Below are 25,083 nucleotides of genomic sequence, written 5' to 3'. Positions count from 1 at the left end.
CCGGTGCACATCGGGTGCCCCGGCGCGTCAGGGAAGGGCGGCCGGAGCGCCGGTGCGCTGCTGGGGCGCTGTATGTGCAGTGGGGCGGTCGGCGCGCACCCCGGTGCACATCGGATGCCCCGGCGCTTGGGTGAGGGGACTCGGCGACGCCGCCGCTGCTCGGCGGAACGCCGCCCTCGGCGCGGCAGGGTCGGTGCGGGCCGAACCGGCGTCGAGGCGTCCATGCTCCCGAACGCCGCGAGCCGCCCCCCATCCGGGGAGCGGCTCGCGAGCGGGAAGGGCTTACTGCCCCGAGTAGGTCTCGACCTTGACGATCTCGACCGCGATCTCTTTGCCGTTCGGCGCGGTGTACGAACCCTTGTCGCCCTCTTTGAGGCCGAGGATGGCCGCACCCAGCGGGGACGCCTCACTGTACACGTCGAGCTCGGAGTCGGCGGCGATCTCGCGGTTGCCGAGCAGGAACTTCTCTTCGCCGCCGGCGATCACGGCGGTCACGACGGTGCCCGACTCCACGACACCGTGGCTCTCGGGGGCCTCGCCGACCTTGGCATCCTTCAGCAGCTGCTGGAGGGTGCGGATGCGCGCCTCCTGCTTGCCCTGCTCGTCTTTCGCGGCATGGTAGCCGCCGTTCTCCTTCAGGTCGCCCTCTTCGCGCGCCGACTCGATGCGCTTGGCGATCTCTTCGCGACCCGTGGTCGAGAGGTGCTCCAGCTCGTTGTGGAGACGGTCGTAGGCGTCTTGCGTGAGGAACGTCACCTGAGCGTCGTTGGACACGGGTACTCCTTCTTCGAGGGGCGAGCGGCGGTCGCACGGAACCGCCGGGCATATGTCGAACGCCCCGGCATCGAGCCGGGGCGCGTCGTGATCCCGCGAGTTTACGGCACCCAGCAGGCGTTGACAAAACCTGTCGTGGCCAGCGAGAGCGTGGGAATCGTCTCGCTGAAAGCCCGGGAATGCTCCTCGGATGCCGGGTACTGCACCACCCGCCACCCGACGGTGCCGTGCTCTTCGTCGCGGGCCTCGAGCGCGCACGCGACGGGCTGGCCGACGGGCGCCGTGATCTGGAACGTGGTCGAGACGGAGCGGTCGTCGACGACCGAGAACCCGGTGTCGGTCGCGGTGACCGACCCGGCGCTGCTGGCCACCGTGGTCCACCCGAGGTAGCCGATCGCACCGAGGGCCAGTACGGCGACGATCGACCAGCCGAGGAGGCGTCGCCGCGGGGAGCGCGTGCGCCCGTAGCGGTCGTCGAGCAGGTCTTGCGTCGTCATGGTCTCCCCGGGCTTTAGGCTGGAGTTCCAGGCTACGCGCTCCCGCACCGAAGGACTCCATGCTCCCCGTGATCGTCGCCCTCGCGACCACGCCCTCACCGGTGGTGACTCCCGATGAGTCGATCGTCACACCCGGCCCGCTCGGCTTCGCCGCGATCGCCTTCATCGCGATCGCGGTGTTCCTCCTCGTGTGGGAAATGCTGCGCCGCATCCGTCGCGGTCGCTATCGCGAAGAAGTGAACGCCGAGTTGGATGCCGAGGAGCAGGCGCGCGCGGCCGCCGCGGCCAGCGAGACCGACGACGAAGACATCGATCCCACTCCGCCGCGCCGCTGATCCCGCCGGCCGCGGCTGAGGCGCGACCTCGGGGCGCCGGCAGCGGGTTCTGCTGCGCCGGTCCCCGTAGAGGCGCGACCGCCCGTTCACCGCGTTCGGACCGCGGCGACCTCATCGGATGGGGATGCCGCCGGCATCCGAGCCGGTGGACATCTTGCGGGTCTCATCGCGTCCGGTGGCCCCGGCTCGTGAGGCGCGGCCGCCGGTCGCAGCGGGATACCGCGCGCTCAGCCGCCGTGGTAGGCGGGCTGGAGGGCGATCAGCAGACACGCCGTCCAGTGGCAGAGGAACGCCAGCACCGTGCACACGTGGAAGATCTCGTGGAACCCGAAGTGCCCCGGCCACGGGTTGGGCCTCTTCATCGCGTAGATGATCGCGCCGGCGGTGTACAGCAGCCCGCCGACGACGACGAGGAGCATCATCGCGACATTCGCCGCCAGCAGGTCGCCGAGGTACATCACGGCGGCCCACCCGAGTGCGAGGTACAGCGCCACGTAGAGCCAGCGCGGCGCGTTGATCCAGAACACGCGGAACAGGATGCCGAGAACGGCACCGCCCCACACGATCGACAGCAGCAGCACGGTCTTCGGCGTCGGCAGGGCCAGCACCGCGATCGGCGTGTACGTGCCCGCGATGAGCAGCAGGATGTTCGCGTGATCGATGCGCTTGAGCACCGCCAGAGTCTTCGGCTTCCAGTGGAAGCGGTGGTACAGGGCTGAGTTGCCGAAGAGCAGCATGGAGGTCGCCATGAACACCGCCGAGGCCCACTTGGCGGGGGCGCCCTGCGCGAGCGCGATCAAGACGATCCCCGCGGCGATCGCGACGGGGAATGTCCCCGCGTGGATCCACCCGCGCCACGTCGGCTTGAGTTCGACCGCCGCGCCCACCGATCCTGCCTCGATGAGGGGGAGCTGGGGCATCTCGGGGCCGTCTGCGGGCGTCGGACGTGTCACACCTCGACACTACGTCCGCTCCCATGCTCCGGGGGGAACATGGCGCCGGAGCTCACCCGTCACCCGGGCGACGACACCCCGAGCCCGCCGTACGGCGGCCGTCGGACGCGGTAGCGTATGCGGGTGGCGCGCGTGTGGAAGAACGAGGGGCGGGGCCCCCTCTATCGTCTGTACATCTCGCGCCTCCGCCGCCGCATGCCGGCGACCGTGCCGCACCACGTCGCGATGATGATCGACGGCAACCGTCGCTGGGCGCGCCAGCTCGGGTACGACAGTGCCGCCCACGGCCACCGCGCCGGCGCGGCGAAGATGCACGAGTTCCTGCGATGGTGCGACGACCTCGGTATCGAGGTGGTGTCCCTGTACCTGCTGTCGAACGACAACCTCGTCAAGCGGGAGAGCAAAGAGCTGCAGGACCTGCTCGAGATCATCGCCGAACTCGCCCGCGAGTTGTCGCACGAACCGAACTGGCGGGTGAAGCACGTGGGACGCGCCCACGGACTGCCGGCCGAACTCGCCGAGGTGCTGCACGAGGTCACCGAACGCACGCGCGGTCACAAGGGCCTGCACGTGAACCTGGCGGTCGGGTACGGGGGCCGCAGCGAGATCGTGGATGCGGTGCGCTCGATCATCGCCCAGCACGACGAGTCGGGTGGCTCGTTGGAGGAGCTCGCCGCGAGTCTCACGCCCGAGCAGATCGGCGAGCATCTGTACACGGGCGGTCAGGCCGATCCCGACCTGGTCATCCGCACCTCCGGAGAGCAACGTCTCAGCGACTTCCTCCTGTGGCAGTCCGCGCACTCGGAGTTCTACTTCGTCGAGGCCCTCGGGCCCGACCTGCGCGAGGTCGACTTCCTCCGAGCCATCCGCGACTTCGGCGCGCGCGATCGTCGCTTCGGCCAGTAGGCGCGACGGCCGAGACGCGTTCAGCCCCCTGTGGCCAATTGACGGCCACCGCGCCGGCGCAGCGGAGGCCGGGTACGTCGAAGGGTCTGCCCTTCACGCGGGCGGAACGGGCGGCATCCACCGAACTACTTTTCGGACGATGAGCCGCGCGGACAAGGTGTTCACGAACTCGTCATATTCGCGGCGTGTTAACGACCCTCACGGCTCTCGCAGCGTCGTACGGTGAAGCATCGGACACGGAGTCCGATCGAGTCGGCCTTCGGATTGCGACTCGTGACCCACAGGTCGACTCGTGACAACCGGGTGAAACACCCGGGTCGGGAGTGGGTTGTGGCTACACGAGCACCGTACGACCAGCGTCACGTCGTCGAGAGCGCAGAGTCCGAAGCGGGCGCCGATCAGGCGCTTCGCACGTACGTCCTGGACACCTCCGTCCTTCTGAGCGACCCGCGGGCGTTCTTCCGCTTCGCCGAGAACGCGGTGGTGATCCCCGTCGTCGTGATCATGGAACTCGAGGGCAAACGTCACGACCCCGAGATCGGGTACTTCGCCCGTCAGGCGCTGCGCCACCTCGACGAACTCCGCATCGAGCACGGCCGTCTCGACTTCCCGGTCGCCGTCGGCGACAACGGCTCCCTCCGCGTCGAGCTGAACAACACCGACCCCAGCGTGCTGCCCTCCGGCATGCGCACGGGTGGCAACGACAGCCGTATCCTCGCCGTCGCGATGAACATCGCGAAGGACGGCGCCGAGGTGACCGTGGTGTCGAAGGACCTGCCGATGCGCGTCAAGGCGGCATCCCTCGGCCTGAACACCGAGGAATACCTCGCCGAGCAGGCGATGGACTCCGGGTGGACGGGCATCGCCTCGATCGACGTGTCGGGCGATGACCTCTCCGATCTCTACGAGACCGAGGTCGCCGTCAGCGACGTGGTGAAGGGGATGCCGGTCAACACCGGTCTCGTCATCCACTCCGAGCGCGGCTCCGCCCTCGGTCGCGTCACAAGCAAGGGCGAATACCGTCTCGTCCGCGGCGACCGCGAGGCGTTCGGTCTGCACGGCCGGTCGGCCGAGCAACGCATCGCGCTCGACCTGCTGCTCGACCCCGAGGTGGGCATCGTCTCGCTCGGCGGAAGAGCCGGTACCGGCAAGTCGGCCCTGGCGCTGTGTGCGGCGCTGGAAGCCGTGCTGGAGCGACAGCAGCAGAAGAAGATCATCGTCTTCCGCCCGCTCTTCGCGGTCGGTGGGCAGGAGCTCGGCTACCTGCCGGGCGACCAGGCCGAGAAGATGGGTCCGTGGGGCCAGGCGGTTTTCGACACGCTGGGTTCGGTCGTCTCGGGCAACGTGCTCGAGGAGGTGCTCGCCCGGGGCATGCTCGAGGTGCTGCCGCTGACGCACATTCGTGGTCGGTCGCTGCACGACGCCTTCGTCATCGTCGACGAGGCGCAGTCGCTCGAACGCAACGTGCTACTGACCGTGCTCAGCCGCATCGGCCAGAACTCCCGTGTGGTGTTGACCCACGATGTCGGACAGCGCGACAACCTGCGCGTCGGGCGTCACGACGGTGTCGCGTCGGTCATCGAGACGCTCAAAGGTCACGGCCTCTTCGGCCACGTCACCTTGACGCGGTCCGAGCGCTCCGCCATCGCGGCACTGGTGACCGAGCTGCTGGAGGCCGGCGAGCTGTCGTAAGGACGGGATCGGGAGAAGGGCCGGGATGCCGTGGCATCCCGGCCCTTCTTCTCGAGAGGTCGGGGAGGACAAGATGAGAGCTTTCTCATCTTCGACTCCCCGGCCTCTCACAAAGACCCGCGAGAGTTATCTCTGTCGACGAAGGACACTTCGTCACCGCTTCGGCGGTTCCCCCGTGGAAACAAGAGAACACGTCACGCGCAGGTCACCGCTCTTCGGGTGAGCCGGAAGACCACCGGACGCGTCTCTCCAGAAACCCCCGGTGCCCCCCGCCGGGGGTTTTCGGGGTTCACGGCGCTGCCGCGCCGCGAGTCACTCCCAGCGGTAACCGGCTCCGCGCACCGTGACGATGTGACCCGACCCGACCTTCGCGCGCAGATAGCGTACGTAGACGTCGACCACATTGGATGACGGATCGAAGTCCATTCCCCACACGCGGCTGAGCAACTGCTCGCGGCTGAGCACCTGCCCCGCGTGGCGAAGGAATTCCTCGGCGAGGGCGAACTCGCGAGCACTGAGGTCGATCTCGCGGCCGGCGACCGTCGCGCGCCGGGCGAGGATGTCGAGCGAGACATCGCCGTGGCCGATCGTCATGGAGCCCACCGTGACCGGCTCGCGCAAGCGCGAGCGCACGCGGGCGAGTAGCTCGTCGAACTTGAAGGGTTTCGCGACGTAGTCGTTCGCCCCGGCGTCGAGACCATCGACGGTGTCGCGCGTGCTGGTGCGGGCGGTGAGCATGATGACGGGGATCGTCGAACCCTGGCCGCGGAGGCTCCGCAGCACCTCGAAGCCGTCGAGCGAGGGCAGCCCCACATCGAGCAGCACCAGGTCGACCTCGCCCGCGAGTGCGGTGTCGAGCGCGTCAGCGCCGTCGTCGACGATCAGCGTCTGGTAGCCCGCGGACTCCAGCCCCTTCGCCACGAAGGAGGAGATGCGCTCCTCGTCTTCCGCGATGAGGATGCGGGTCATCCGGTGGCCTCTCTCTGCATGACGACGTCCCCCGCGCGCACGGGCGTGGGAAGCTCGGCCGGCGACTGCGCACCGGCCACGGGGATGTGGAGCACGACCGTGGCGCCGCCGCCGGGGGTGTCGACGACGGCGCAGTGTCCGTCGTGCGCCTTGGCGATGGCATCCACGATCGAAAGGCCGAGGCCCGAACCTTCGACACCCCGACGGGTGGAAAGGCGGTCGAAACGGCGGAACACGCGATGGCGGGCGGCCGGGGGGATGCCGGGACCGTGGTCGCGCACCCACAGGTGGGCGGTGCCGTCGTCGACGGAGCTGCCGATCTCGATGGGGCTGCCTTCGGGGGTGTACTTCGCGGCGTTCTCGGCGAGCTGGAGCCACGCCTGCACCAGACGGTCGGCGTCGCCGCGGATGCGCGCGCGGGCGCGTTGCTCGACGCTCCAGGAGTGTCCCGCGATAGCCCCCGCGAGTTCTGCGACGCGGTCGGTGAGCGCGCCGACGTCGATGACGGCATCGGACAGCGCGCCGGTCTCGATGTCGGCGAGGGCATCGATGTCGTCGACGAGGCGCGAGAGGCGGTCGAGCTCGGCGATGCCGAGGTCGCGTGTCTCGGCGACGTCGTACGGGTCGGCGGGATCCATCATCTCGAGGTGGCCGCGGACGATGGTGATGGGCGTCTTCAGCTCGTGCCGCACGTCGTCGAGCAGCTGGCGCTGCGCGTCGACCGACATCGCGAGGCGGTCGAGCATGGAGTTGACCGAGGTCGTGAGATCGGAGATCTCGTCGTTGCCGTGGGGGCGGAGGCGGGTGCCCAGGTCGTCGATCGTGATCGCGTCTGCCGTGGCGCGCAGGCGCCGCAGCGGCGAGAACAGTCGGCCGGTGACGAAGAACCCCGCGACGCCGATGAGGATCAGCACCGCCAGTGCCGTGATGCCGTAGGTGGCGGTCGAGAGGGTGACGAGCTCCATGCGCTGGTCGACCGAGATGACCTGCACGACGGTGCCGCCGCTCACCGGCGCGGCGGCGTAGAGGAGGGGGCCCTGGTCGCTGTCGAGGCGCCCCGTGAGGCGTCCCTCGGCAACGAGCCGGGCGAGGGATGCCACCAGCTCGGCGTCATCGGCCAGGCGCAGGCCCGGGGGCGACGGCGTCGCCGCGAGCACCTGTGCATCGGCGAGGGCGAGTGTGCCGTCGGTGCGGCCCGGGATGGCCGCGGCGACGAGGTCGGCGGCATCCTGACCGCTCGTGGACACCGTCGAGACGAAGCCGTCGAGCTGACGCTCGGCGTTGGCGATCACGCGATCGCTCTGCACGAGGAAGGTCACGCCGCCGGCGAGGATCATGCCCAAGAGCACGACGCCGAGGATCGCGCCGAGAAGTCGCACGCGCGTCGAGAGGGGTCTCGTCGCGGGGCTCATCCTCCGATTATGGCGCGCCTCGGCGTCGTGGACGTGCGTGGGATGCTCAGCCGGGGTGCGTCATCGACAGCAGGTCGAGTTTGGCGTCGAGCACCTCTTCGGTGATCTCGCCCCGTTCGACGTAGCCGAGATCGACGACGGCCTCTCGCACGGTGATCCCCTTGGCGACGGAGTGCTTGGCGATCTTGGCGGCGGCCTCGTAGCCGATGACCTTGTTCAGCGGCGTGACGATCGAGGGCGACATGCCGGCGAAGGCCTCGGCGCGGGCCACGTTGGCCTCGAGGCCGTCGATGGTCTTGTCGGCGAGCACGCGCATGGCGTTCGAGAGCAGGCGGATCGACTCCAGCAGCGCCGTGCCCATGACGGGGATGGCGACGTTGAGCTCGAACGAGCCCGAGGCGCCCGCCCAGGCGACGGTCGCGTCGTTGCCGATGACCCGCGCGCAGACCATGAGGGTGGCCTCGGGGACGACCGGGTTGACCTTGCCGGGCATGATCGAGGATCCGGGCTGCAAGTCGGGGATGTGCAGCTCGCCGAGACCGGTGTTCGGTCCCGATCCCATCCAGCGGATGTCGTTGTTGATCTTGGTGAGCGACACGGCGATGGTGCGGAGTGCGCCGGACGCCTCGACCAGACCGTCGCGGTTGGCCTGCGCTTCGAAGTGGTCCTTCGCCTCGGTGATGGGCAACCCGGTCTCGGACGCGAGCAGCTCGATGACCTTCTGCGGGAAGCCGAGGGGGGTGTTGATGCCGGTGCCGACCGCGGTGCCGCCGAGGGGCACCTCGCCGACGCGAGGGAGCACCGCCTGCACGCGCTCCACGCCGAGGCGCATCTGGCGGGCGTAGCCGCCGAACTCCTGGCCGAGGGTGACGGGGGTGGCGTCCATGAGGTGGGTGCGACCCGACTTCACGATACCCTTCCACGCCTGGGCCTTGGTCTCGAGCGCCACCGAGAGGTGCTCGAGAGCGGGGATGAGATCGGTGATGAGGGCCTGCGTCACGGCGATGTGCACCGAGGTGGGGAACACGTCGTTGGACGACTGCGAGGCGTTCACGTGGTCGTTGGGATGAACGGTCGAACCGAGGATGCCGGTCGCCAGTGTCGCGAGCACCTCGTTCATGTTCATGTTCGACGAGGTGCCGCTGCCGGTCTGGTAGGTGTCGACGGGGAACTGCGCGTCGTGGCGACCGGTGACGACCTCGTCGGCGGCCTGGGCGATGGCATCCGCGATCTGCCCGTCGAGGGTGCCGAGTTCTTTGTTGGCGAGCGCGGCGGCCTTCTTGATGCGCGCGAGAGCGGCGATCTGCGTCGACTCGAGCCCGGACCCGGAGATGGGGAAGTTCTCGACGGCGCGCTGCGTCTGCGCGGCGTAGAGGGCGTCCTTGGGCACCCGCACCTCACCCATGGTGTCGTGTTCGATGCGGTACTCGATGTCGGTCACGTCGTCGTTCCTCCAGATCGGTGTTCGATGGTTCTCAGCTGCGGGCGGCTTCGACGCGCTCGTCGACCACATCGCCCACGATGACGACGGGGAAGGCTTCGCCCTCGTCGAGACGGTAATTGGCGCCCACGACGGCGGTACGGCCCTCGACCACCGCCTCGCTGATGAGTTCGGAGGCGCGCAGCAACTCGGCCACGGTGTGGCGCAGGTGCTCGCGGCCGACCCGCTCGGGGTCGACGTGCTCGGGCAGGCGCCCGTCTACCGCACTGGCGCGCTGCACGCGGCGAACCGCCGGCACGATGGGGGCGATCTGGCGCCAGATGTAGGCCGGCAGGGTCGGGGCATCGAGGCCGGTGCTGTCGATCGCGGCCCCCACGGCGCCGCAGGCGTCGTGCGCGAGAACGACGATGAGCGGCACCTCGAGCACCCCGACGGCGTACTCGAGGCTGCCGATGACCGAATCCGAGATGACCTGGCCGGCGTTTCGCACGACGAACAGGTCGCCGAGCCCCTCATCGAAGATGATCTCGGCGGCCAGACGCGAGTCGGAGCAGCCGAACAGCGCCGCGGTGGGGTGCTGCGAGCTGGCGAGCTCGGTGCGACGCTCCGCGTCTTGCCGGGGGTGGGCGGGAGCGCCCGCGATGAATCGCTGGTTTCCCTCCACCATCTGCTGCCACACCTGATGGGGGGTCATGCGCTCGCTCACGGAACCTCTCTCAACTGCTCGACCTGCTCGGTGACGGATGCGGCCGCCAGAGCCGCCGTCTCCGGGGCTGCGTCGCCGTAGACGAGCACGTAGTCGGGGCCGGCCGGTGTGGCCAGGGCGTAATCGATGTTCCCCGTGCCCGACGGGTTGGCGGGCCGGTAGACGTTCCAGGTGATGCCGTCGATTTCGGTCGTCTCGGTGCTGCGGGTGCCATCGAGCACCTGTCCGACCCACGCCTCGTCGGCGTCGAACCCCTGAGCGACACGGAGGAAGCCCGTCTCGCCGGAGCGGACATAGACCATGGTCCACGCCTCGGTTCCCCCGACGCCCTCGACGGTGGCCTGGTTCACACGCCACCCCTCACCCAGCGAGGGCGACAGCACGGGGCGCCCGCGCTCGGCTTCGAGATCAGCGGCCAGGGCCGGAACGTCGGGCGCGGGCCGCGGCGCCGGTTCGCCCCGGGGGACCGCGGCGACGACGACGACGACGACCGCGATGATGACGAGCAGCGCCGCGATGAGATTGCGGAACGTCTTGCTCGAGCGATACCGGCGCGAGGACTCCGCCTTGCGGTCGGCTGTTTCTTGCGGGGTCTCGGGACGACCGAGATGCGCGACGACGCGGGCCATCACTCGTCTCCTTCGCCACGGGCGGCGTCGAGTCGACGCTTCGCCCCGAGCAGCCACTCTTCGCACCGGGCGTACAGCTTCTCGCCGCGCTCCCAGAGGGCCAACGACTCTTCGAGTGTCGGTGCGCCCTGCTCGAGCTCGGCGACGACGCGCACGAGCTCGTCGCGAGCCTGCTCGAACGAGAGGGACGCGACGTCGGCGGCGGAGCCGGGGGTCGTCGCGGTCATGGCATCCATTCTAGGCGGGACCCACCGACACCCCGTCGCCGGTTGCCTCGGCGTCGAGCGGTCGTTTCACCGGCGCCGGGCATCGGAGCGCTCCACGGCGTCGATCTGCGGCTCGCCGGCCCCACTCGCGCTCGCCGCGCCGTGCGCGACGGCGTCGGGGACGGCGCCCTCCGATCGGGCGGCGATGCTGCCCTGTTCGACCGTCACGCGCACGACGGTCCCCACCGGGGCGTCGGCCGCGTCACGCAGTACCGAGCCGTCGGGGAGTTGCGCGATCGCGTACCCGCGGGCCAGCGTCGCGAGGGGCGAGAGCGCGCGGAGCCCCGCGCTGAGCTCGTTCGTGCGGCGCCGTTCGCCCTCGATGCGGCGGTCGACGATGTCGCGACCGCGGTTCGACAACATCCACAGCTCCTGGGCGCGCGAGGTGAGCATCGAGTGGGGCGCGCGCAGCGCCGGACGCGAACGGATCTGCTCGAGTTGGGCGATGTCGTGCAGCACGCGCTGCGTGAGGCGTCCCGTCAGCCGTGCGCGCAGCTGCGCCACGAGCGCCCGCTGCTCGCTGACGTCGGGCACGACCCGCTTGGCGGCGTCCGTGGGCGTCGACGCGCGGACGTCGGCGACGTCGTCGAGCAGGGGTCGATCGTTCTCGTGGCCGATGGCGCTGACGATCGGAGTGGATGCCGAGGCCACCGCGCGCAACAGCCGCTCGTCGCTGAAGCCGAGCAGCGTCTGTGGATCGCCGCCGCCGCGCGCGATCACGATCACGTCGACGTCGGGGTCGGCATCCAGTGCCTTCAGCGCCGCGATCGTCTCGGGTACGCATCGCTCACCCTGCACGGCGGCGTGCTTGGTGCGGAAGCGCACCCGCGGCCAGCGCAGCTCGGCGTTGCGGTGAACGTCTTTCTCGGCGTCAGAATTCTCGCCCGTGATGAGGCCGATGCAGTGGGGGAGGAAGGGCAGCTTCTTCTTGCGAACCGGGTCGAAGAGGCCCTCCGATCGCAACTGCACACGCAGGGCCTCGAGGCGCTCCAGTTGCTCGCCGAGGCCCACGTGGCGCATCGCCGAGATCGAGAACGAGAAGTCGCCCGTGCGGGGGAAGTAATCGGCCTTGACGCATGCGACGACGTGGTCGCCCACCTTGAGGTCTTTCGGCAGACGGTTCAGCGTGCTCGACCAGATGCGGAACGCGACGGTCGATTCGGTTCCCAGGTCTTTCAGGCGCCCGAACACGTTGCCACCGCGACGGTTGAAGGAGGTGATCTCGCCCTCGACCCATACCGACCCCCAGCGCTCGATGAAGCCGCGGATCGTGTCGTTCAGGCGGGAGACCGAGGTGGGGGCGTCGGTGCGGGAGTCGCGCGGGTGCACGCTGTCGGCGGGCGGCGCCTGCCCTGCGACGGTCTCGGGGTGGAAGGAGGTCATGTCACTCGCTCGGATGCGCGCCGGCGGCAGGAGGCGCAGGAGGCGGGAGGGTCTCGGACGGGAAAGGGCTCATCGTATCCATGCGGGTCGCGGTGGGGAGGTTCGGCCGGCGTCCAGGGGCACCCCGGTAGAATCGCGGGGTGAGCTCACCTGCCGTGCACCTGCCCGTTCCCCGCATCCCGGGTCGACGCGGGCGGCTCCAGGATATCCCCGTCGTCGGAAAGAAGAAGGTGCTGCTCGCCGCACCCCGTGGATACTGCGCGGGCGTCGATCGCGCGGTCATCGCCGTCGAGAAGGCGCTCGAGCGCTACGGCGCCCCGGTCTACGTGCGCAAGCAGATCGTGCACAACATCCACGTCGTCACCGAGCTCGAGAAGAAGGGCGCCGTCTTCGTCGAGGAGGTCGACGAGGTGCCCGCAGGCGCCCACGTCGTCTTCAGCGCCCACGGTGTGTCGCCCGCCGTCGTGTCCGCGGCATCCGATCGGGGACTCCAGGCCATCGACGCCACCTGCCCGCTCGTGACGAAGGTGCACCGCGAGGCCGTGCGCTTCGCGCGAGACGATTTCGAGATCCTGCTGATCGGCCACGAGGGCCACGAAGAGGTCGAGGGGACGGCCGGCGAGGCCCCCGAGCACGTCACCGTCGTGAACTCGCCCGAGCACGCCGACGAGATCGAGGTGCGCGATCCGTCGAAGGTCGTGTGGCTGTCGCAGACCACGCTGTCGGTCGACGAGACGATGGAGACCGTGCGTCGCCTGCGCGAGCGCTTCCCGCAGCTGCAGGATCCGCCTTCCGACGACATCTGCTACGCCACGCAGAACCGACAGGTCGCGATCAAGAAGGTCGCCGTCGGTGCTGATCTCGTGATCGTGGTGGGCTCCGCGAACTCCTCCAACAGCGTCCGCCTCGTCGAGGTCGCGCTCGAGTACGGCGCGAAGGCGGCCTACCGCGTCGACTACGTCGACGAGGTCAAGCAGGAGTGGCTCGAGGGCGTCCAGACCGTCGGTGTGACCAGCGGCGCCTCGGTTCCCGAGGTGCTCGTCACCGAAGTGCTCGAAGAACTCGCCGGTGCGGGGTACCGCGACGTCGAAGAGGTGCGCACCGCCGAGGAAGACCTCATCTTCTCGCTTCCGAAAGAGCTGCGTCAGGATGCCAACGGCCAGCGCGACAGCCGCGCGCTCGGCGGTCGGAGCAGCGCGTGAGTAACGCGTCGTCCGAGAACCCCGAGGCCCGGCCGCGCCCGCAGTACGGCGAGTACGCCACCCCCGAAGAGCAGCGTGCGCGCATCCAGCGTCCGGAGGTGACCGAGGCGCTCGAGGCCGGTGTGGCCCCGCAGCCCGAGCCGCCTGTGTCGACCCCCGCGTCGGCGCCCGTACCCGCCGCCGGCACCCGACCGGGAGCGTTGCGCGGACCGCTGTGGGACCGCGTCATCACGGGCGGTCTGCTCGCCTACGGACTCGTCTCCACGGTCTCCACGATCATGCAGCTGCTCGACTTCCCGCGCTACGCCGAGTCGGCCGCCGCCGTGCTGGGCGTCGACGCCACCTACACGAACCCGCAGGCGGGGTACGTCTGGGGCGCGGCCGCAGCCCTCGTCTACGGCATCGGATGGCTGCTCACCGCCCTGCTCACCTGGCGCCGGTTGAGGCGAGGTCGCATCGCGTTCTGGATCCCCATCGCGGGCTTCGTCGCCACGGCGCTGATCGCCGGTGTGTGCGTCACCCTCGCCCTGGTCGGCGATCAGCAGTTCATGACCGCCATCATCGGCAGCGTCCCGAACTGAACCGCGCGAGCCGGCATCCCGTGTTCACCCGAGAGGGTTTCTCGAGACGGGGAGAGGGGATGCCGTGGTGCGGGACGAGCACGCGCAGCTGACGGCGCTGTACGACGCGCACGCCGTCCCCGTGTGGCGGTACGTCGTCAGCCTGACCGGTGATCACTCCGGCGCCGATGACGTGGTGCAGGAGACCCTTCTGCGTGCATGGCGTACGCCGCGGGTGATGACCGACGATCCCTCCTCGTTGCGGTCGTGGATGTACACCGTCGCCCGCAATATCGTCATCGACGAGGCGCGCAGCGCCCGGCGCCGCCATGAACTTCCCGTCGACGAACTGCCCGAACGGGTGCGCGACGATGACACGGACGCCATGTTCGACGCCCTGCTCGTCGAGGAGGCACTGGCCACCCTCACTCCCGACCACCGCGCGGTCATCGTCAGCGCTTACTACGGCGGGCGCAGCGTCGCCCAGGCCGCCGAGGAGCTCGGCATCCCCGCCGGAACCGTGAAGTCGCGTCTGCACTACGCCGTGCGGGCGCTGCGGCTCGCGCTGCAGGAAAGAGGGGTGACCCGATGACCGCCGATCACGAGCGCCTGTCCGACTCGGACGGCGCCTACGTCCTCGGAGCCCTGAGCGCCGCCGATCGAGCCGAGTTCGAAGCGCACCTCGCGGTGTGCACCGAGTGCCGGGCAGCCGTCTCCGAACTCGCGCCGACCGCCGGGTTGCTGTCGCGGCTGTCCGTCGAGCGGGCGCGTGCCGTGGGCGAGTCGACCGGCCCGGTGCCGATCTCGGTGCCTCATCCGTCGCTGCGGGGCCGCTTCGTGCGAACCGCGCGTCGTCGGCGCGCCCGCCGCATCACGGCGTGGACGCTGGCGGCATCCGTCGCGCTGGTCGCGATCGCCGTGCCGAGCGTCATCGCGGTCACCGGGGCGGTGCAGCCGTCGGGGGCGGTCTACGCGCTCGACGACATCGGGGGAGCGCCCCTCGAAGCCTCGGTCAAGCTCACCTCCGTGCCCTGGGGCACGCGCATCGACCTCGTGTGCCAGTACACCGGGCAGGTGCTCGACGCACCGCCCGGCGGCTGGCCGTATGCCCTCGCGGTCACCGACGACGCGGGCTCGACGAGCGTGCTGTCGACGTGGCGCGCCGGCCCGGGATCGACGACCGAGCTGAGCGCCGGGACCGACCTCGCCACGGCGGACATCGACGCGGTCGAGATCCGCACGGTCGACGGCGACCGGGTCGTGATGCGGCGGACGTTCGACACGCCGTGAGTCGCGGCCGCGGGGCGTGATCGGCCAACGCGTCGACGCCCGAGGCGAATCCGCTGCGGTGCCGACCACGTGCGCGGTGCGCTCCACAGAGTCGGGAGGCGCCGCGGTGACGTTCTAGCATCGACGCATGCCCCGTCTCGTCGCCGTCTGCGCCGTCCATACCCTGCATCCGGATGCCGGATCCGTCGGCGTCACCGCCATCGACAAACGCCCGCTCGAGGGCGCCGTTCGCGTGGGGAAGCTGGGCGTCCGCGCCGACGTGCAGGCGAGCCGGAAGCATCACGGCGGTCCCGACAAGGCCGTGTACGCGTACGCCTACGAGGACGCGGAGTTCTGGGAGGGCGAGCTCGGTCGCGACCTCGCCGCGGGATGGTTCGGGGAGAACCTCCGCGTCGAGGGGCTCGACGTCAACGGCGCCCGCATCGGCGAGGTCTGGCGTATCGGCGACACCGTCGAGGTGGAGGTGACGATGCCCCGCACCCCGTGCGCGACGTTCGCACGGTGGGTCAGCGGCTCCGCGGCGCGCGGGTGGGTGAAGCGCTTCTCCGACGAGGGTCGCCTCGGCGCATACCTGCGCGTGCGCCGGGCCGGCGACGTGCGGGCGGGGGATGCCATCGAGGTGCTGTCGGCACCCGAGGGTGCGCCGACGGTGATCGAGGTGTACCGAAGCTGAGGCTCTGGGTCTCGGGGTTCGGTCGCCCGAGGCGGGGTGTTCGCGCCACGGCGAGGCGTTTCGGTGGCACGCCTGTCGTGGCGGCGTGATCCGGTCGCCCTCGCGCGCGCACAACGGCGGGGGGTTTCGGTCTCACGCCGTTCGCGACGGCGTGAGACCAGCGTGTCGCCGAGCCGGCCCGCCGTTGTGCACGGGGTGCGCGCGTTGCGGTTCGGGCTCGGGCCGTGGCATCCGGAAACGACGAACGCCCCGGTACGGAGACCGGGGCGTTCGCTCGAGCGGGTGTGTCAGCTCTTGGACTGGCCGTACGAGCCGAGCTGCTTGGTGGCCTCGACCACGCGCACCGCCATCGCCGACTCGGCGACCTTGCCCCAGGCGCGGGGGTCGTACTGCTTCTTATTGCCGACCTCGCCGTCGAGCTTCAGCACGCCCTCGTAGTTCGAGAACATGTAGCCGGCGATCGAGCGCGTGAAGGCGTACTGGGTGTCGGTGTCGATGTTCATCTTGACGACGCCGTTCGCGACGGCGAGGGCGATCTCGTCGTCGGTCGAGCCGCTGCCGCCGTGGAACACGAGGTCGAGGGGCTTGGGACCGGTGCCGAAGTGCGCAGCGATGCCTTCCTGGATCTCGCCGAGCAGCTCGGGGCGGAGCTTCACGCCACCGGGCTTGTACACGCCGTGCACGTTGCCGAAGGTGAGCGCCGAGATGTAGCGGCCGTTCTCGCCGAGGCCGAGGCGCTCCACGGCCTTGGTCACGTCGGCGACCGTGGTGTAAAGGGCGTCGTTCGAGCCCTCGTGCTGAACGCCGTCTTCTTCGCCGCCGACGACGCCTACCTCGATCTCGAGGATGGCGTTGATGTTCTTCATGCGGGGAAGGAGGTCGGCCGCGATGTCGATGTTCTCGTCGAGGGGAACGGCCGAGCCATCCCACATGTGCGACTGGAAGATCGGGTTGCGGCCGGCCTTCACCTCTTCTTCAGAGGCCTCGAGGAGGGGGAGGACGAAGCCGGGCAGGGCGTCCTTGGGGCAGTGGTCGGTGTGCAGCGCTACGGTGATCGGGTAGTTCTTGGCGACCTCGGTGACGTACCGGGCGAAGGCCAGGGCGCCGGTGGCGCGGGCCTTGACGGTGTGGCCGGCGAAGTAATCGGCGCCACCGGTGGTGACCTGGAGGATGCCGTCGGAGCCGGCCTCGGTCAGGCCCTGGAGCACCGAGTTGATGGTCTGCGAGCTCGAGACGTTGATCGCGGGGTACGCGAAGCTGCCGGCCTTGGCGCGGTCGAGCATGTCGGCGTACTGCTCAGGGGTAGCGACGGGCATGGAGGTGCTCCTTGGTGTTGTCGGGACACCGTCAGCCTAGCGAAGGCGTCGGATCGTGACATGGCGCACGCGACAGGAACTCGCCACTTCTGCGGAATCGTTAAGAAACACGATTCCTTCGCCCCGGGAGTGGTGAAATCCCGCGATTGTCGTCGCTTTGCTGGATACAGTGGCCCCATGGTGAGCCTGACTGCCGACATGAGCCCTTTGCACCCCGACCGCAACCTGGCTCTGGAGTTGGTGAGGGCGACGGAAGCGGCATCCATCCGCGCCGTTCCCTTCATCGGGCGAGGCGACAAAGAAGCCGCTGACGGCGCCGCGGTCGACGCGATGCGCGCCTTCTTCAGCACCGTCAACTTCGACGGCACGATCGTCATCGGCGAGGGCGAGAAGGACAACGCGCCCATGCTCTACAACGGGGAGCGCGTGGGTAGCGGCCGCGGCCCTCAGTGCGACGTGGCCGTGGATCCGATCGACGGCACCTCGCTGACCGCCGCCGGTCGCCAGAACGCTCTGTCGGTGATCGCGGTGTCCGACCAGGGCACCATGCTCGAGGCCTCGAGCGTCTTCTACATGGACAAGCTCGTGACCGGTCCCGCGGGCGTGGGTGTCGTCGACATCCGCCTCCCGATCGGTGAGAACATCCGGCTTCTGGCCAAGGCCCTCGGCAAGCCCGTCGATGAGATCGTCGTCTCGGTGCTGAACCGCCCGCGGCACGAGCAGCTCATCGCCGACATCCGCGAGGCCGGCGCGGGCACCCGTCTGATGAGCGACGGCGACGTGGCCGGCGGCATCAACGCGGCCCGTCACAACGCCCGCACCGACATGTGCGTCGGTATCGGCGGCAGCCCCGAGGGGATCGTCACCGCCTGCGCGATCAAGGCGCTCGGCGGGCACATCCAGGGAGTGCTCGCACCTCGCACCGACGACGAGAAGGAGAAGGGCCGGGATGCCGGACTCCTGATCGACGGCGAGGTCTACGAGGCCGACGGTCTGGTGAAGGGCAAGAACACGATCTTCGTCGCCACCGGCGTGACCGATGGTCAGCTCGTTGCGGGCGTGCGCCGCGAGGGCGACTTCCTTTACACCGAGAGCGTCGTGCTGCGCGGTGCGTCGGGAACTCTGCGCCGCATCACGTCGGAGCACCTGACGTCCAAGTGGCTGTGACTCCGGCCCTCCTGGGCTGAGTGGTGCATCTCGCGAGACGGCATCTCGCTGACATGACGGTTGCATGCCGCAACCGTCTCGTCGGCGGGGTGCAGTTTCGATGTTTCGGGGGGCGGGTTGTGGCCGGGGCCGGCCCCGCACCGCGGGTCACCCGCGGCCGGCGACCGCGGCGCGCAGGAGCAGCCGGGCGTGTCGTGACGCAAGCGTGACCGGTCTCTCAGGAGGACTCTGGCACAATCGGTAGAGGTGTCAACGGTGACGCTGTGTTCTTCCGAGACCCGAAGGGGGATCGTCCGTGACTACAGCTCCGACGAACCAGACCGCACCTCAGACAGGTGCCCAGGCGGTCATCGCCAGCGCCGTCGACCCGGCACGCCGCCCCGACGTGCTGCTGCGCGTGCGCCGCGCCGAAGGCCACGAAGTCAGCGCGTGGTGGATGGTCGGCGCCTTCGTCGGCGTCTCCGCCGCCGTCATCAGTCTGCTCAGTTGGGTGCCGGGCGGCGCCTGAGCCGCGGGCTCACCGACACACCGTTCAGGCGTCATCCGCCGCCAGCCCCGCTCTCTCGCGCACCTCACCGAGGTCGGCCCCCGGGAGCCGCGGCGATGGGGCGTCTTCATCTGTCTGCGTGACCGACGACTGTCGTGGATCGGACTCCAGGTCGATCATCTCGGGTGCCGTCCACCGTCTGGGCACGGAATCGACAGCGCCTGGAGCCGCGACAACGTCGAGCTTGGTCTCATCGATCCCGGGGAACTTGCGTGCGGTGACCAGCACCCGTGTCTCGAGCGACCCCGCGAACTTGTTGTAGCTGTCGACCGTGCGCTCGATGGCGCGGCGCAGGTCGCCCGCGTGGCTCGCGAGGACGCCCACCCGGTCGTACAACTCGGTGCCGAGGGCGAAGAGGGTGCGCGCCTCGTCTGAGACGTCTTGCTGCGTCCACGTGAAGGCGACGGTCTTCAGCACCGCCCAGAGGTTGACGGGAGAGGCGAGGGCCACTCGACGCGTGAAGGCGTAGTCGAGGAGGGCCGGATCTTCATCGAGCGCGGACGCCAGCAACGACTCGCTCGGAAGGAAGCAGACGACGAATTCGGGGCTCGTCGTCAGCCCGGCCCAGTAGGCCTTCTTGGCGAGCGCGTCGACGTGGGCGCGAACGGCGCGTGCGTGTTTCGTCAGGAGCGCCGCGCGCCGCGCTCCTTCCTCGCCCGCGGCCGTGACGGCGATGGCGCTCGCCTGCAGGTACGCGTCGAGGGGGACCTTCGCATCCACCGCGAGGGCCTTGCCGCCCGGGAGGCGCACCACCATGTCGGGGCGGCCCGCGCCGGCATCGCTGGAGATGGTCGCCTGCAGGTCGAAGTCGACATAACGGGTGAGGCCGGCCGCCTCGACGACCCGCCGCAGCTGCGTCTCGCCCCAGACGCCGCGCGTGGTGCCGGAGCGCATCGCGGACGCGAGCGACTCGGTGGTGGCGCGGAGCGCTTCATCGGCCTCGCGCGAGAGTCGCAGCTGTTCGCCGAGCGCGGAGTACTGCTCGACACGGTCGCGCTCGAGGCCGTCGACCTTGCGCTGCATCGCATCCAGGGTGTCGCGCACCGGGTCGAGCGCGCGCAGGACCGTCTGCTCGCGACGCTCGCGTTCCTCTCGCGCGGCCTGGTCGGCGCGGGACTGGCCGACCAGTTCTCGGTACAGCGCGACCTGGTGGTCGAGTTGGGCCTCTGCGCCCACACGCGCCGTCTCGGCGGCGGCGGCACGCGAGCCCAGCGCCTGCTGCTCGATCGCGGCCCGCGCGGACGCCCGCGACGAACCCACGAACCACCCGGCGGCGACGCCGAGGGCGAGGGCGAGGATCACGAAGAGGAGGGCGCTGGCATCCATGTTCCGAGCATGCACCAGACCTCCGACATCGCCGGAGAGACGCCGCCGGTGGTGCTCAGGCGACGGCGCGTTCGACCGCTTCGACCGCGATCTGCGAGACCCGTACGCCGAGGTGCGCGGCCAAGGCGTGCACGTCGTCGGCGCCTGCGCGGCGCGCGCAGTCGATGGTGATCTCGGCGCAGGCGACGGCGTCGGCGAGCGCGTCATGGTGCGCGAAGGGAGAGCATCCGGCCTCGGCGGCGACCAGCGGCAGGCGGTACGAGGCGAGCGCGTACGTCTTGCGTGACATCTGCACGCTGCAGAGGTAGCGGTACGGCGGGCACTCGTCGCCCGTCGCGGCGCAGGCCCGACGCAGCACCGACATGTCGAAGCCGGCGTTGTGCGCGACCAGCACGTCGGCGCCGGCGAAGGCGGTGAGGCGTGCGAGTTGATCGCTCCACGACGGCGCGTTCACCACGTGGGCGGGCTGGATGCCGTGAATTCCGACGTTGATCGGTGCGAAGTCGTCGTGACCGGCCGGAGGTTTGATCAACCAGGCGGCGGTGGCGACCACCCGACCGCCCCGCACGCGGGCGAGACCGACGGCGCACGCGGACGCGCCGCTGGAGTTCGCCGTTTCGAAGTCGATTGCGGTGAAGTCCAATGCCACGGATCCACCCTCACCCGCCGTCGCGTCGAGGGGGTGAGGCGCGCCGGGGTCGGCGGCATCCGGTCCGGGGCGACGCGGGTGGTTTCCAGACGCGGGCCGGCCACAACGCAGGAGATCCTCGTCGCACCGGGCGACGGAGGCCGGATCGGCACCCCGGACCGGTCAGATCTCCTGCGTTATGTCCGGCGTGCGCCCGCCCGCGGCTCGGCGGAGCTCAGGAATGCGATGGTGGCGGCGGTTCTGCGTCGCGGGAGCCCGCAGCGGATCGGCCGCGATGGGGATGTCGGAGCGTCGGCGCGGGGTGCGTCCCGCGTCAGCGAGAGGAGCCGGGAGCGGTTGAGCGGGCGACAGCCGGGTAACCTGGACTCCCGTGGCTCTTACCATCGGAATCGTCGGCCTTCCCAACGTCGGCAAGTCGACCCTCTTCAACGCCCTGACCAAGAACTCGGTGCTCGCCGCGAACTACCCGTTCGCCACGATCGAGCCCAACGTCGGGGTCGTGAACCTTCCCGATGCGCGGCTGCAGAAGCTCGCCGACGTATTCGGCAGCGAGCGGTTGGTGCCCGCCGCGGTGTCGTTCGTCGACATCGCCGGCATCGTGCGCGGAGCCAGCGAGGGAGAGGGCCTCGGCAACCAGTTCCTGGCGAACATCCGTGAAGCGGATGCCATCGCGCAGGTCGTCCGCGGATTCGCCGACGACGACGTGGTCCACGTCGACGGCCAGGTTAACCCCGCCGGCGACATGGAGACGATCAACGCCGAGCTCCAGCTCGCCGACCTGCAGACGCTCGAGAAGGCGATCACGCGGTACGAGAAAGAGGTCAAGGGCAAGAAGCTCGACCCCGCCGTGCTCGACACCGCGAAGGCCGCGCAGGACGCGCTGCAGCGCGGCGTGCTGCTCTCGGCATCCAAGATCGACCTCTCGCCGATCCGCGAACTGGGTCTGCTGACGGCCAAGCCCTTCATCTTCGTCTTCAACGTCGACGAGGCCGTGCTCACCGACCCCGCCCGCAAAGATGAACTGTCGGCGCTCGTCGCGCCCGCGAAGGCCGTCTTCCTGGATGCCAAGATCGAGTCGGAACTGATCGACCTCGACCCCGAGGACGCCGCCGAGCTGCTGGCATCCACCGGTCAGGACGAGTCCGGCCTCGACCAGCTCGCCCGCATTGGCTTCGACACGCTCGGCCTGCAGACCTACCTCACCGCGGGACCGAAGGAAGCGCGCGCGTGGACGATCCCGCAGGGCGCGAAGGCTCCGCAGGCGGCCGGTGTCATCCACACCGACTTCGAGAAGGGCTTCATCAAGGCCGAGGTCATCTCGTTCGCCGACCTCGTCGAGCTCGGCTCGGTCGCCGAGGCCCGCTCGAAGGGCAAGGCGCGCCTGGAGGGCAAGGACTACGTCATGCAGGACGGCGACGTGGTCGAGTTCCGCTTTAACAACTGATATCTCGCGCGGCGGGGCCCCGCTATGGTCAGGGTCATGGAAAGCCCGAACGAGCGCGCATTCACCTAACCCGGTGGAGTTCCGCTTCAACGTGTAGCTGGGTGACTTCGCCGCGTGATTCCGAGAATCAGGTGGCGTTAGTCTGCACAGAGCCCCAGGATCACCGAGAACGGCGCTCACGAGGCCAGCGGCCGCAGCTCGCGCCCGGTCCTCCGCGCTCGGCCACAAAGGGCCGTAGGTGTTGAGCGTCGCCGTCTTGTGGGCGCGACCGGGGTTTCTCTGCACAGTGACGACGTCGCACCTGCTCGCGATCAGCCGAACGCGCAGAAGTGCTGCAGGTCGTGGAGGCGGATGCCGCTGATCCCGGCCGCGGCGAGCCCATGTGTCCGGTCGCGTCCGCGCGTTCAGACGTCGTTGACAGCGCCGACCCATACTCGGCAGCGGTGAACCCTGCCGTTGACGTGAAAGCGAATGCCGACAGCGCTGGGGGTCCACATGCCCGGTTCGGCGTCGACGAGGATCGGGGTCCCACCGAACCTGATCCAGGCTTTCACGGGTCGAGGCATCGGGTCGGTGGTTGTGAGCTGGCGGGCTCGTCGCAGCCCGGCAGCGATGAGGGTCTCGAGCGGCCCGGATGCCGCGATGCGCTGCAGACTCTGGCGTCCATCTGCCGGCCAACCTTCCCGGCGTACTTGCTGTTGGTTCCCACCGGCCGGCGTGGTTGCCTTCTCCGGCCGAGTGCTCAAAGTATGCAGCGGGCTCTGACATCGAAGACCGCTTCCGCGGAGACCATTCGCGGCTTGCTAGGGTCGGCAAATGGGCTTCGGATTCCGCATTCTGTTCGAATTCGTTCAGAACGGTCTCGACGTTGACGATGAGACGCTAACACTCTGGGACACGGACGGTGAGCGCATCTGGCTCCAAGCGACCACTCCGCTCGCCGGCGCGACTCGCGCGGCGCTCCGCGGCGTGACATACGCCACCGAGGATGACGCTCGGGACGCCGCGTCACGCTGGATGGGAACGTTCGTGCTCGCCCTTACGCGCGGCCACATCGACGTTGACTTCCTCGAGCGGCGGGCCCTCGGAACGTGGTCCGATGAAGCGCTGGTGCTCATGCAGAGCGCGGTCGGTCCGAGTTACCAAGCGGTCAACGAGCGCTCGGGCGTGCTTGTCCATCTGGCTGACGTCGAGCCGGTGTCCGTAAGCGTTTCGGCGACCGGAACGTCTCGGCAGCCGCCCGGCTACTTCGTCGAGAAATTTCGAAGCTCCGTCGCGGATGGCGTGCTCCGAGACCACACGACCCTGGCGTATCAGTTGTTCAGCGCGCGCGGGCGATTTCCCACCGATGCTCAGCTCCTGACGATGGTCTCTGCAGTCGAAGCACTCATCGACCCACAGCGTGTCGGCGAGGACGAGCAAGTCGTGATCGACGAGCTGCTGCAGAACGTCGACGAGTCGAGCCTTTCGGTCGATCGCCGCGTTGCGTTGCGCGATCGGATCGGCCACCTCCGCAAGGAGTCGATTAACCATGCCGGTCGGCGCTTGTCCTCGCGTCTGGGGGATCGCGAATACGACGGAATGGCGCCCGCCAGATTCTTCACGCGCGTGTACGCGATGCGCAGCAGCATGTCTCACGGTAGTCGTATGCCCGACGCACGAGAGGTGGGGAACGTCCTGCCCCACCTCGTCGATTTTGTACGTGACCTGATCGAGCTCTCGATCACTGAGTCCGCCGAGGGTTGACGACCGACTCGCGCAGAATGCCCGCGGTTGGTCACACGCTCCGACCTGGCGATGACCACGGCTCACCCGGATGTCTCAGGGTGGGGTGTCGCTCTCACGCTCACAACGGGCGTCTGTCATCACGCGCACTTGGTGGCCGCGGCGCGTAGCATCCTGTCATCCGCGGCAATGGGAAGTGGACACACGACCCTCACTACCGCCCTCACCGCTCATCGTCATGAGCTTACGAGGAACAATGGCCGTCGCATCCATCCGGATGGATGGGAGCCTGCCGTCGAGGCTTGGTCAGATCGATCGCGTGCGCTCAGAACGCCGGCGATGCCTCCGCGCGACCACCAGACACCGCAGCTCCCACACGGCTGCCGACCCGGTGAAGAGTGTCAGGATGAGCGCGACGGCCCCCTGCAACGGCGTCAGGGCGAAGAGCGGCGCGGCGAAGAACGTCACGACGATCCCACCGGCGAACAGCGCGGTGAAGATGATGAGGAACGTCAGGTGACTGGCGGAGGTTCGACCGCGTTCGTTCTGTGCCACAGCGGCAAGGCTATCGACAGGTCGGCGTGGCCGACGCACGAGCGCAACGTTGTGGGCGCGGGCCAACCGGCCCTCGCGACGACGGCCTACGATCAGGCTGGCTCGGCGTACACCACCCGGTTGTCGACGTACGAACCGGCATCCCGGTCGAAGACGCCACCGCAGGTGATCAGCCGCAACTCGTCACGGGCGGTGGCTCCGAAGACACGGGCGGTGGGAAAGGCCGACTTGGGATAGTCGGCGGTCTCGGTGACGCGGTAGACGTGCACCACGCCGTCGGCGCCGTACACCTCGACCACGTCTCCCACCGCGAGGCTCTCCAGATCCTGGAACACCGCGGGGCCTGTGGGCGAATCGACGTGGGCGGCGATGACGGTGGGTCCGTTTCCGCCGGGGCGCCCGCCGCCGGAGAACCATCCGACCTCGTCGTAGTCGACCGGAACCTCCATGCCCCCGTCGTCGGCGATCCCCAGTTCGATCAGGGGCTCGTCGAGCGCGACGGTCGGGATGACGACACGTGCGGGGGCGACGGGGGCGGGCGGGGCCGGCGCGTCCACGTCGGGCGGCGTGATCGGTGTGGTCGGGGACGCGACGGACGTCGGAGCCGACGGGAGAGGTGTGGGGGAGGCCGCCTGCGGCGCCGCGCTGCACCCCGCGCAGCTGAGC

At 69.4% G+C, this 25,083-nt stretch carries 27 protein-coding genes; 12 read left to right on the top strand and 15 right to left on the bottom strand.

The window, feature by feature from the left end; all coding sequences use genetic code 11:
* Positions 1 to 282 precede the first annotated feature (282 nt).
* Positions 283 to 774 carry a transcription elongation factor GreA gene (gene greA, locus RWP81_RS02885; protein WP_243223212.1) on the bottom strand — a complete coding sequence of 164 codons (492 nt, stop codon included), beginning with the start codon at positions 772 to 774 and terminating at the stop codon, positions 283 to 285.
* Between the two features lie 101 nt (positions 775 to 875).
* Positions 876 to 1,271 carry a DUF4307 domain-containing protein gene (locus tag RWP81_RS02880; protein WP_314452076.1) on the bottom strand — a complete coding sequence of 132 codons (396 nt, stop codon included), beginning with the start codon at positions 1,269 to 1,271 and terminating at the stop codon, positions 876 to 878.
* 59 nt (positions 1,272 to 1,330) lie between these two features.
* Between RWP81_RS02880 and RWP81_RS02875 the strand changes: the two genes are divergently transcribed.
* Entirely contained in the window at positions 1,331 to 1,606 is a 276-nt protein-coding gene (locus RWP81_RS02875) for a hypothetical protein (RefSeq protein WP_314452073.1), read from the top strand.
* A 227-nt stretch (positions 1,607 to 1,833) separates the two neighbouring features.
* Here the strand turns inward: RWP81_RS02875 and RWP81_RS02870 are convergent, their stop codons facing one another.
* Positions 1,834 to 2,526 (bottom strand): hemolysin III family protein, encoded by a 693-nt coding sequence (locus RWP81_RS02870; protein ID WP_314452081.1) that lies wholly within the window; start codon positions 2,524 to 2,526, stop codon positions 1,834 to 1,836.
* A gap of 150 nt (positions 2,527 to 2,676) precedes the next feature.
* Here RWP81_RS02870 and RWP81_RS02865 point away from each other — a divergent pair, with 150 nt between their 5' ends.
* Positions 2,677 to 3,465, top strand: a complete 789-nt coding sequence (locus tag RWP81_RS02865; protein ID WP_399540538.1) for an isoprenyl transferase — start codon at positions 2,677 to 2,679, stop codon at positions 3,463 to 3,465.
* A 330-nt stretch (positions 3,466 to 3,795) separates the two neighbouring features.
* On the top strand, positions 3,796 to 5,157 hold the full coding sequence (locus RWP81_RS02860; protein ID WP_314452069.1) for a PhoH family protein: 1,362 nt from the start codon (positions 3,796 to 3,798) through the stop codon (positions 5,155 to 5,157).
* Positions 5,158 to 5,469: 312 nt separating this feature from the next.
* Here RWP81_RS02860 and RWP81_RS02855 read toward each other — a convergent pair whose 3' ends face one another.
* The 7 genes from RWP81_RS02855 to xseA all read right to left on the bottom strand — a co-directional run bounded on the left by RWP81_RS02855 (position 5,470) and on the right by xseA (position 11,963).
* Entirely contained in the window at positions 5,470 to 6,126 is a 657-nt protein-coding gene (locus RWP81_RS02855) for a response regulator transcription factor (protein WP_055953529.1), read from the bottom strand.
* Complete coding sequence (locus RWP81_RS02850) at positions 6,123 to 7,538, bottom strand: HAMP domain-containing sensor histidine kinase (RefSeq protein ID WP_314452066.1); 1,416 nt, start codon at positions 7,536 to 7,538, stop codon at positions 6,123 to 6,125. Before RWP81_RS02850 ends, RWP81_RS02855 begins: the two co-directional genes overlap by 4 nt.
* Positions 7,539 to 7,584: 46 nt before the next feature.
* The gene (locus RWP81_RS02845) at positions 7,585 to 8,979 is read right to left on the bottom strand and encodes a class II fumarate hydratase (protein WP_314452064.1); all 1,395 of its coding nucleotides are present in this window, start codon (positions 8,977 to 8,979) and stop codon (positions 7,585 to 7,587) included.
* Between the two features lie 34 nt (positions 8,980 to 9,013).
* Positions 9,014 to 9,685: a carbonic anhydrase gene (locus RWP81_RS02840; RefSeq protein WP_399540537.1), complete on the bottom strand. Its 672-nt coding sequence runs from the start codon at positions 9,683 to 9,685 to the stop codon at positions 9,014 to 9,016.
* Positions 9,682 to 10,314 carry a DUF4245 family protein gene (locus RWP81_RS02835; protein ID WP_314452061.1) on the bottom strand — a complete coding sequence of 211 codons (633 nt, stop codon included), beginning with the start codon at positions 10,312 to 10,314 and terminating at the stop codon, positions 9,682 to 9,684. The genes RWP81_RS02840 and RWP81_RS02835 overlap by 4 nt, the downstream gene beginning before the upstream one ends.
* Positions 10,314 to 10,541 (bottom strand): exodeoxyribonuclease VII small subunit, encoded by a 228-nt coding sequence (locus tag RWP81_RS02830; RefSeq protein ID WP_183420116.1) that lies wholly within the window; start codon positions 10,539 to 10,541, stop codon positions 10,314 to 10,316. The genes RWP81_RS02835 and RWP81_RS02830 overlap by 1 nt, the downstream gene beginning before the upstream one ends.
* A gap of 66 nt (positions 10,542 to 10,607) precedes the next feature.
* A complete protein-coding gene (xseA, locus tag RWP81_RS02825; protein ID WP_314452057.1) occupies positions 10,608 to 11,963 on the bottom strand; it encodes an exodeoxyribonuclease VII large subunit in 1,356 nt (451 codons plus the stop codon).
* Positions 11,964 to 12,103: 140 nt separating this feature from the next.
* Between xseA and RWP81_RS02820 the strand changes: the two genes are divergently transcribed.
* From RWP81_RS02820 to RWP81_RS02800, 5 genes are all read left to right on the top strand, one after another.
* Positions 12,104 to 13,165 (top strand): 4-hydroxy-3-methylbut-2-enyl diphosphate reductase, encoded by a 1,062-nt coding sequence (locus tag RWP81_RS02820; protein WP_243223216.1) that lies wholly within the window; start codon positions 12,104 to 12,106, stop codon positions 13,163 to 13,165.
* Positions 13,162 to 13,746, top strand: a complete 585-nt coding sequence (locus tag RWP81_RS02815) for a DUF6264 family protein (RefSeq protein WP_314452054.1) — start codon at positions 13,162 to 13,164, stop codon at positions 13,744 to 13,746. Before RWP81_RS02820 ends, RWP81_RS02815 begins: the two co-directional genes overlap by 4 nt.
* Positions 13,747 to 13,810: 64 nt before the next feature.
* Entirely contained in the window at positions 13,811 to 14,317 is a 507-nt protein-coding gene (locus RWP81_RS02810) for a sigma-70 family RNA polymerase sigma factor (RefSeq protein WP_082484860.1), read from the top strand.
* Complete coding sequence (locus RWP81_RS02805; RefSeq protein ID WP_314452051.1) at positions 14,314 to 15,015, top strand: zf-HC2 domain-containing protein; 702 nt, start codon at positions 14,314 to 14,316, stop codon at positions 15,013 to 15,015. The genes RWP81_RS02810 and RWP81_RS02805 overlap by 4 nt, the downstream gene beginning before the upstream one ends.
* A gap of 127 nt (positions 15,016 to 15,142) precedes the next feature.
* A complete protein-coding gene (locus tag RWP81_RS02800) occupies positions 15,143 to 15,688 on the top strand; it encodes an MOSC domain-containing protein (protein ID WP_314452049.1) in 546 nt (181 codons plus the stop codon).
* 287 nt (positions 15,689 to 15,975) lie between these two features.
* Here the strand turns inward: RWP81_RS02800 and fbaA are convergent, their stop codons facing one another.
* Positions 15,976 to 17,004, bottom strand: coding sequence for a class II fructose-bisphosphate aldolase (gene fbaA / locus RWP81_RS02795; protein WP_055953545.1), 1,029 nt, complete (start codon positions 17,002 to 17,004; stop codon positions 15,976 to 15,978).
* A 177-nt stretch (positions 17,005 to 17,181) separates the two neighbouring features.
* Between fbaA and glpX the strand changes: the two genes are divergently transcribed.
* Together glpX and RWP81_RS02785 are read left to right on the top strand one after the other, a co-directional pair.
* A complete protein-coding gene (gene glpX, locus RWP81_RS02790; RefSeq protein WP_314452046.1) occupies positions 17,182 to 18,171 on the top strand; it encodes a class II fructose-bisphosphatase in 990 nt (329 codons plus the stop codon).
* 295 nt (positions 18,172 to 18,466) lie between these two features.
* Positions 18,467 to 18,679 (top strand): hypothetical protein, encoded by a 213-nt coding sequence (locus RWP81_RS02785; protein ID WP_055953550.1) that lies wholly within the window; start codon positions 18,467 to 18,469, stop codon positions 18,677 to 18,679.
* Between the two features lie 24 nt (positions 18,680 to 18,703).
* Here RWP81_RS02785 and rmuC read toward each other — a convergent pair whose 3' ends face one another.
* Positions 18,704 to 20,044 (bottom strand): DNA recombination protein RmuC, encoded by a 1,341-nt coding sequence (rmuC, locus tag RWP81_RS02780; RefSeq protein WP_314452042.1) that lies wholly within the window; start codon positions 20,042 to 20,044, stop codon positions 18,704 to 18,706.
* Between the two features lie 55 nt (positions 20,045 to 20,099).
* Positions 20,100 to 20,693 (bottom strand): 3'-5' exonuclease, encoded by a 594-nt coding sequence (locus tag RWP81_RS02775; RefSeq protein ID WP_314452040.1) that lies wholly within the window; start codon positions 20,691 to 20,693, stop codon positions 20,100 to 20,102.
* Between the two features lie 370 nt (positions 20,694 to 21,063).
* Here RWP81_RS02775 and ychF point away from each other — a divergent pair, with 370 nt between their 5' ends.
* Positions 21,064 to 22,137: a redox-regulated ATPase YchF gene (ychF, locus tag RWP81_RS02770; RefSeq protein WP_314452037.1), complete on the top strand. Its 1,074-nt coding sequence runs from the start codon at positions 21,064 to 21,066 to the stop codon at positions 22,135 to 22,137.
* 816 nt (positions 22,138 to 22,953) lie between these two features.
* Positions 22,954 to 23,883, top strand: coding sequence for a hypothetical protein (locus RWP81_RS02765; protein ID WP_314452035.1), 930 nt, complete (start codon positions 22,954 to 22,956; stop codon positions 23,881 to 23,883).
* 285 nt (positions 23,884 to 24,168) lie between these two features.
* Here RWP81_RS02765 and RWP81_RS02760 read toward each other — a convergent pair whose 3' ends face one another.
* The gene (locus tag RWP81_RS02760) at positions 24,169 to 24,417 is read right to left on the bottom strand and encodes a hypothetical protein (RefSeq protein WP_314452033.1); all 249 of its coding nucleotides are present in this window, start codon (positions 24,415 to 24,417) and stop codon (positions 24,169 to 24,171) included.
* Between the two features lie 92 nt (positions 24,418 to 24,509).
* On the bottom strand, positions 24,510 to 25,083 hold a 574-nt coding region (locus RWP81_RS02755; protein WP_314452031.1), incomplete at its 5' end, for a class F sortase.

The sequence above is a fragment of the uncultured Microbacterium sp. genome (assembly GCF_963521695.1).
GTDB lineage: Bacteria > Actinomycetota > Actinomycetes > Actinomycetales > Microbacteriaceae > Microbacterium.
The sequence above is the reverse complement of the archived record's forward strand: the minus strand, read 5'-3'. Positions and strand labels throughout refer to the sequence as shown.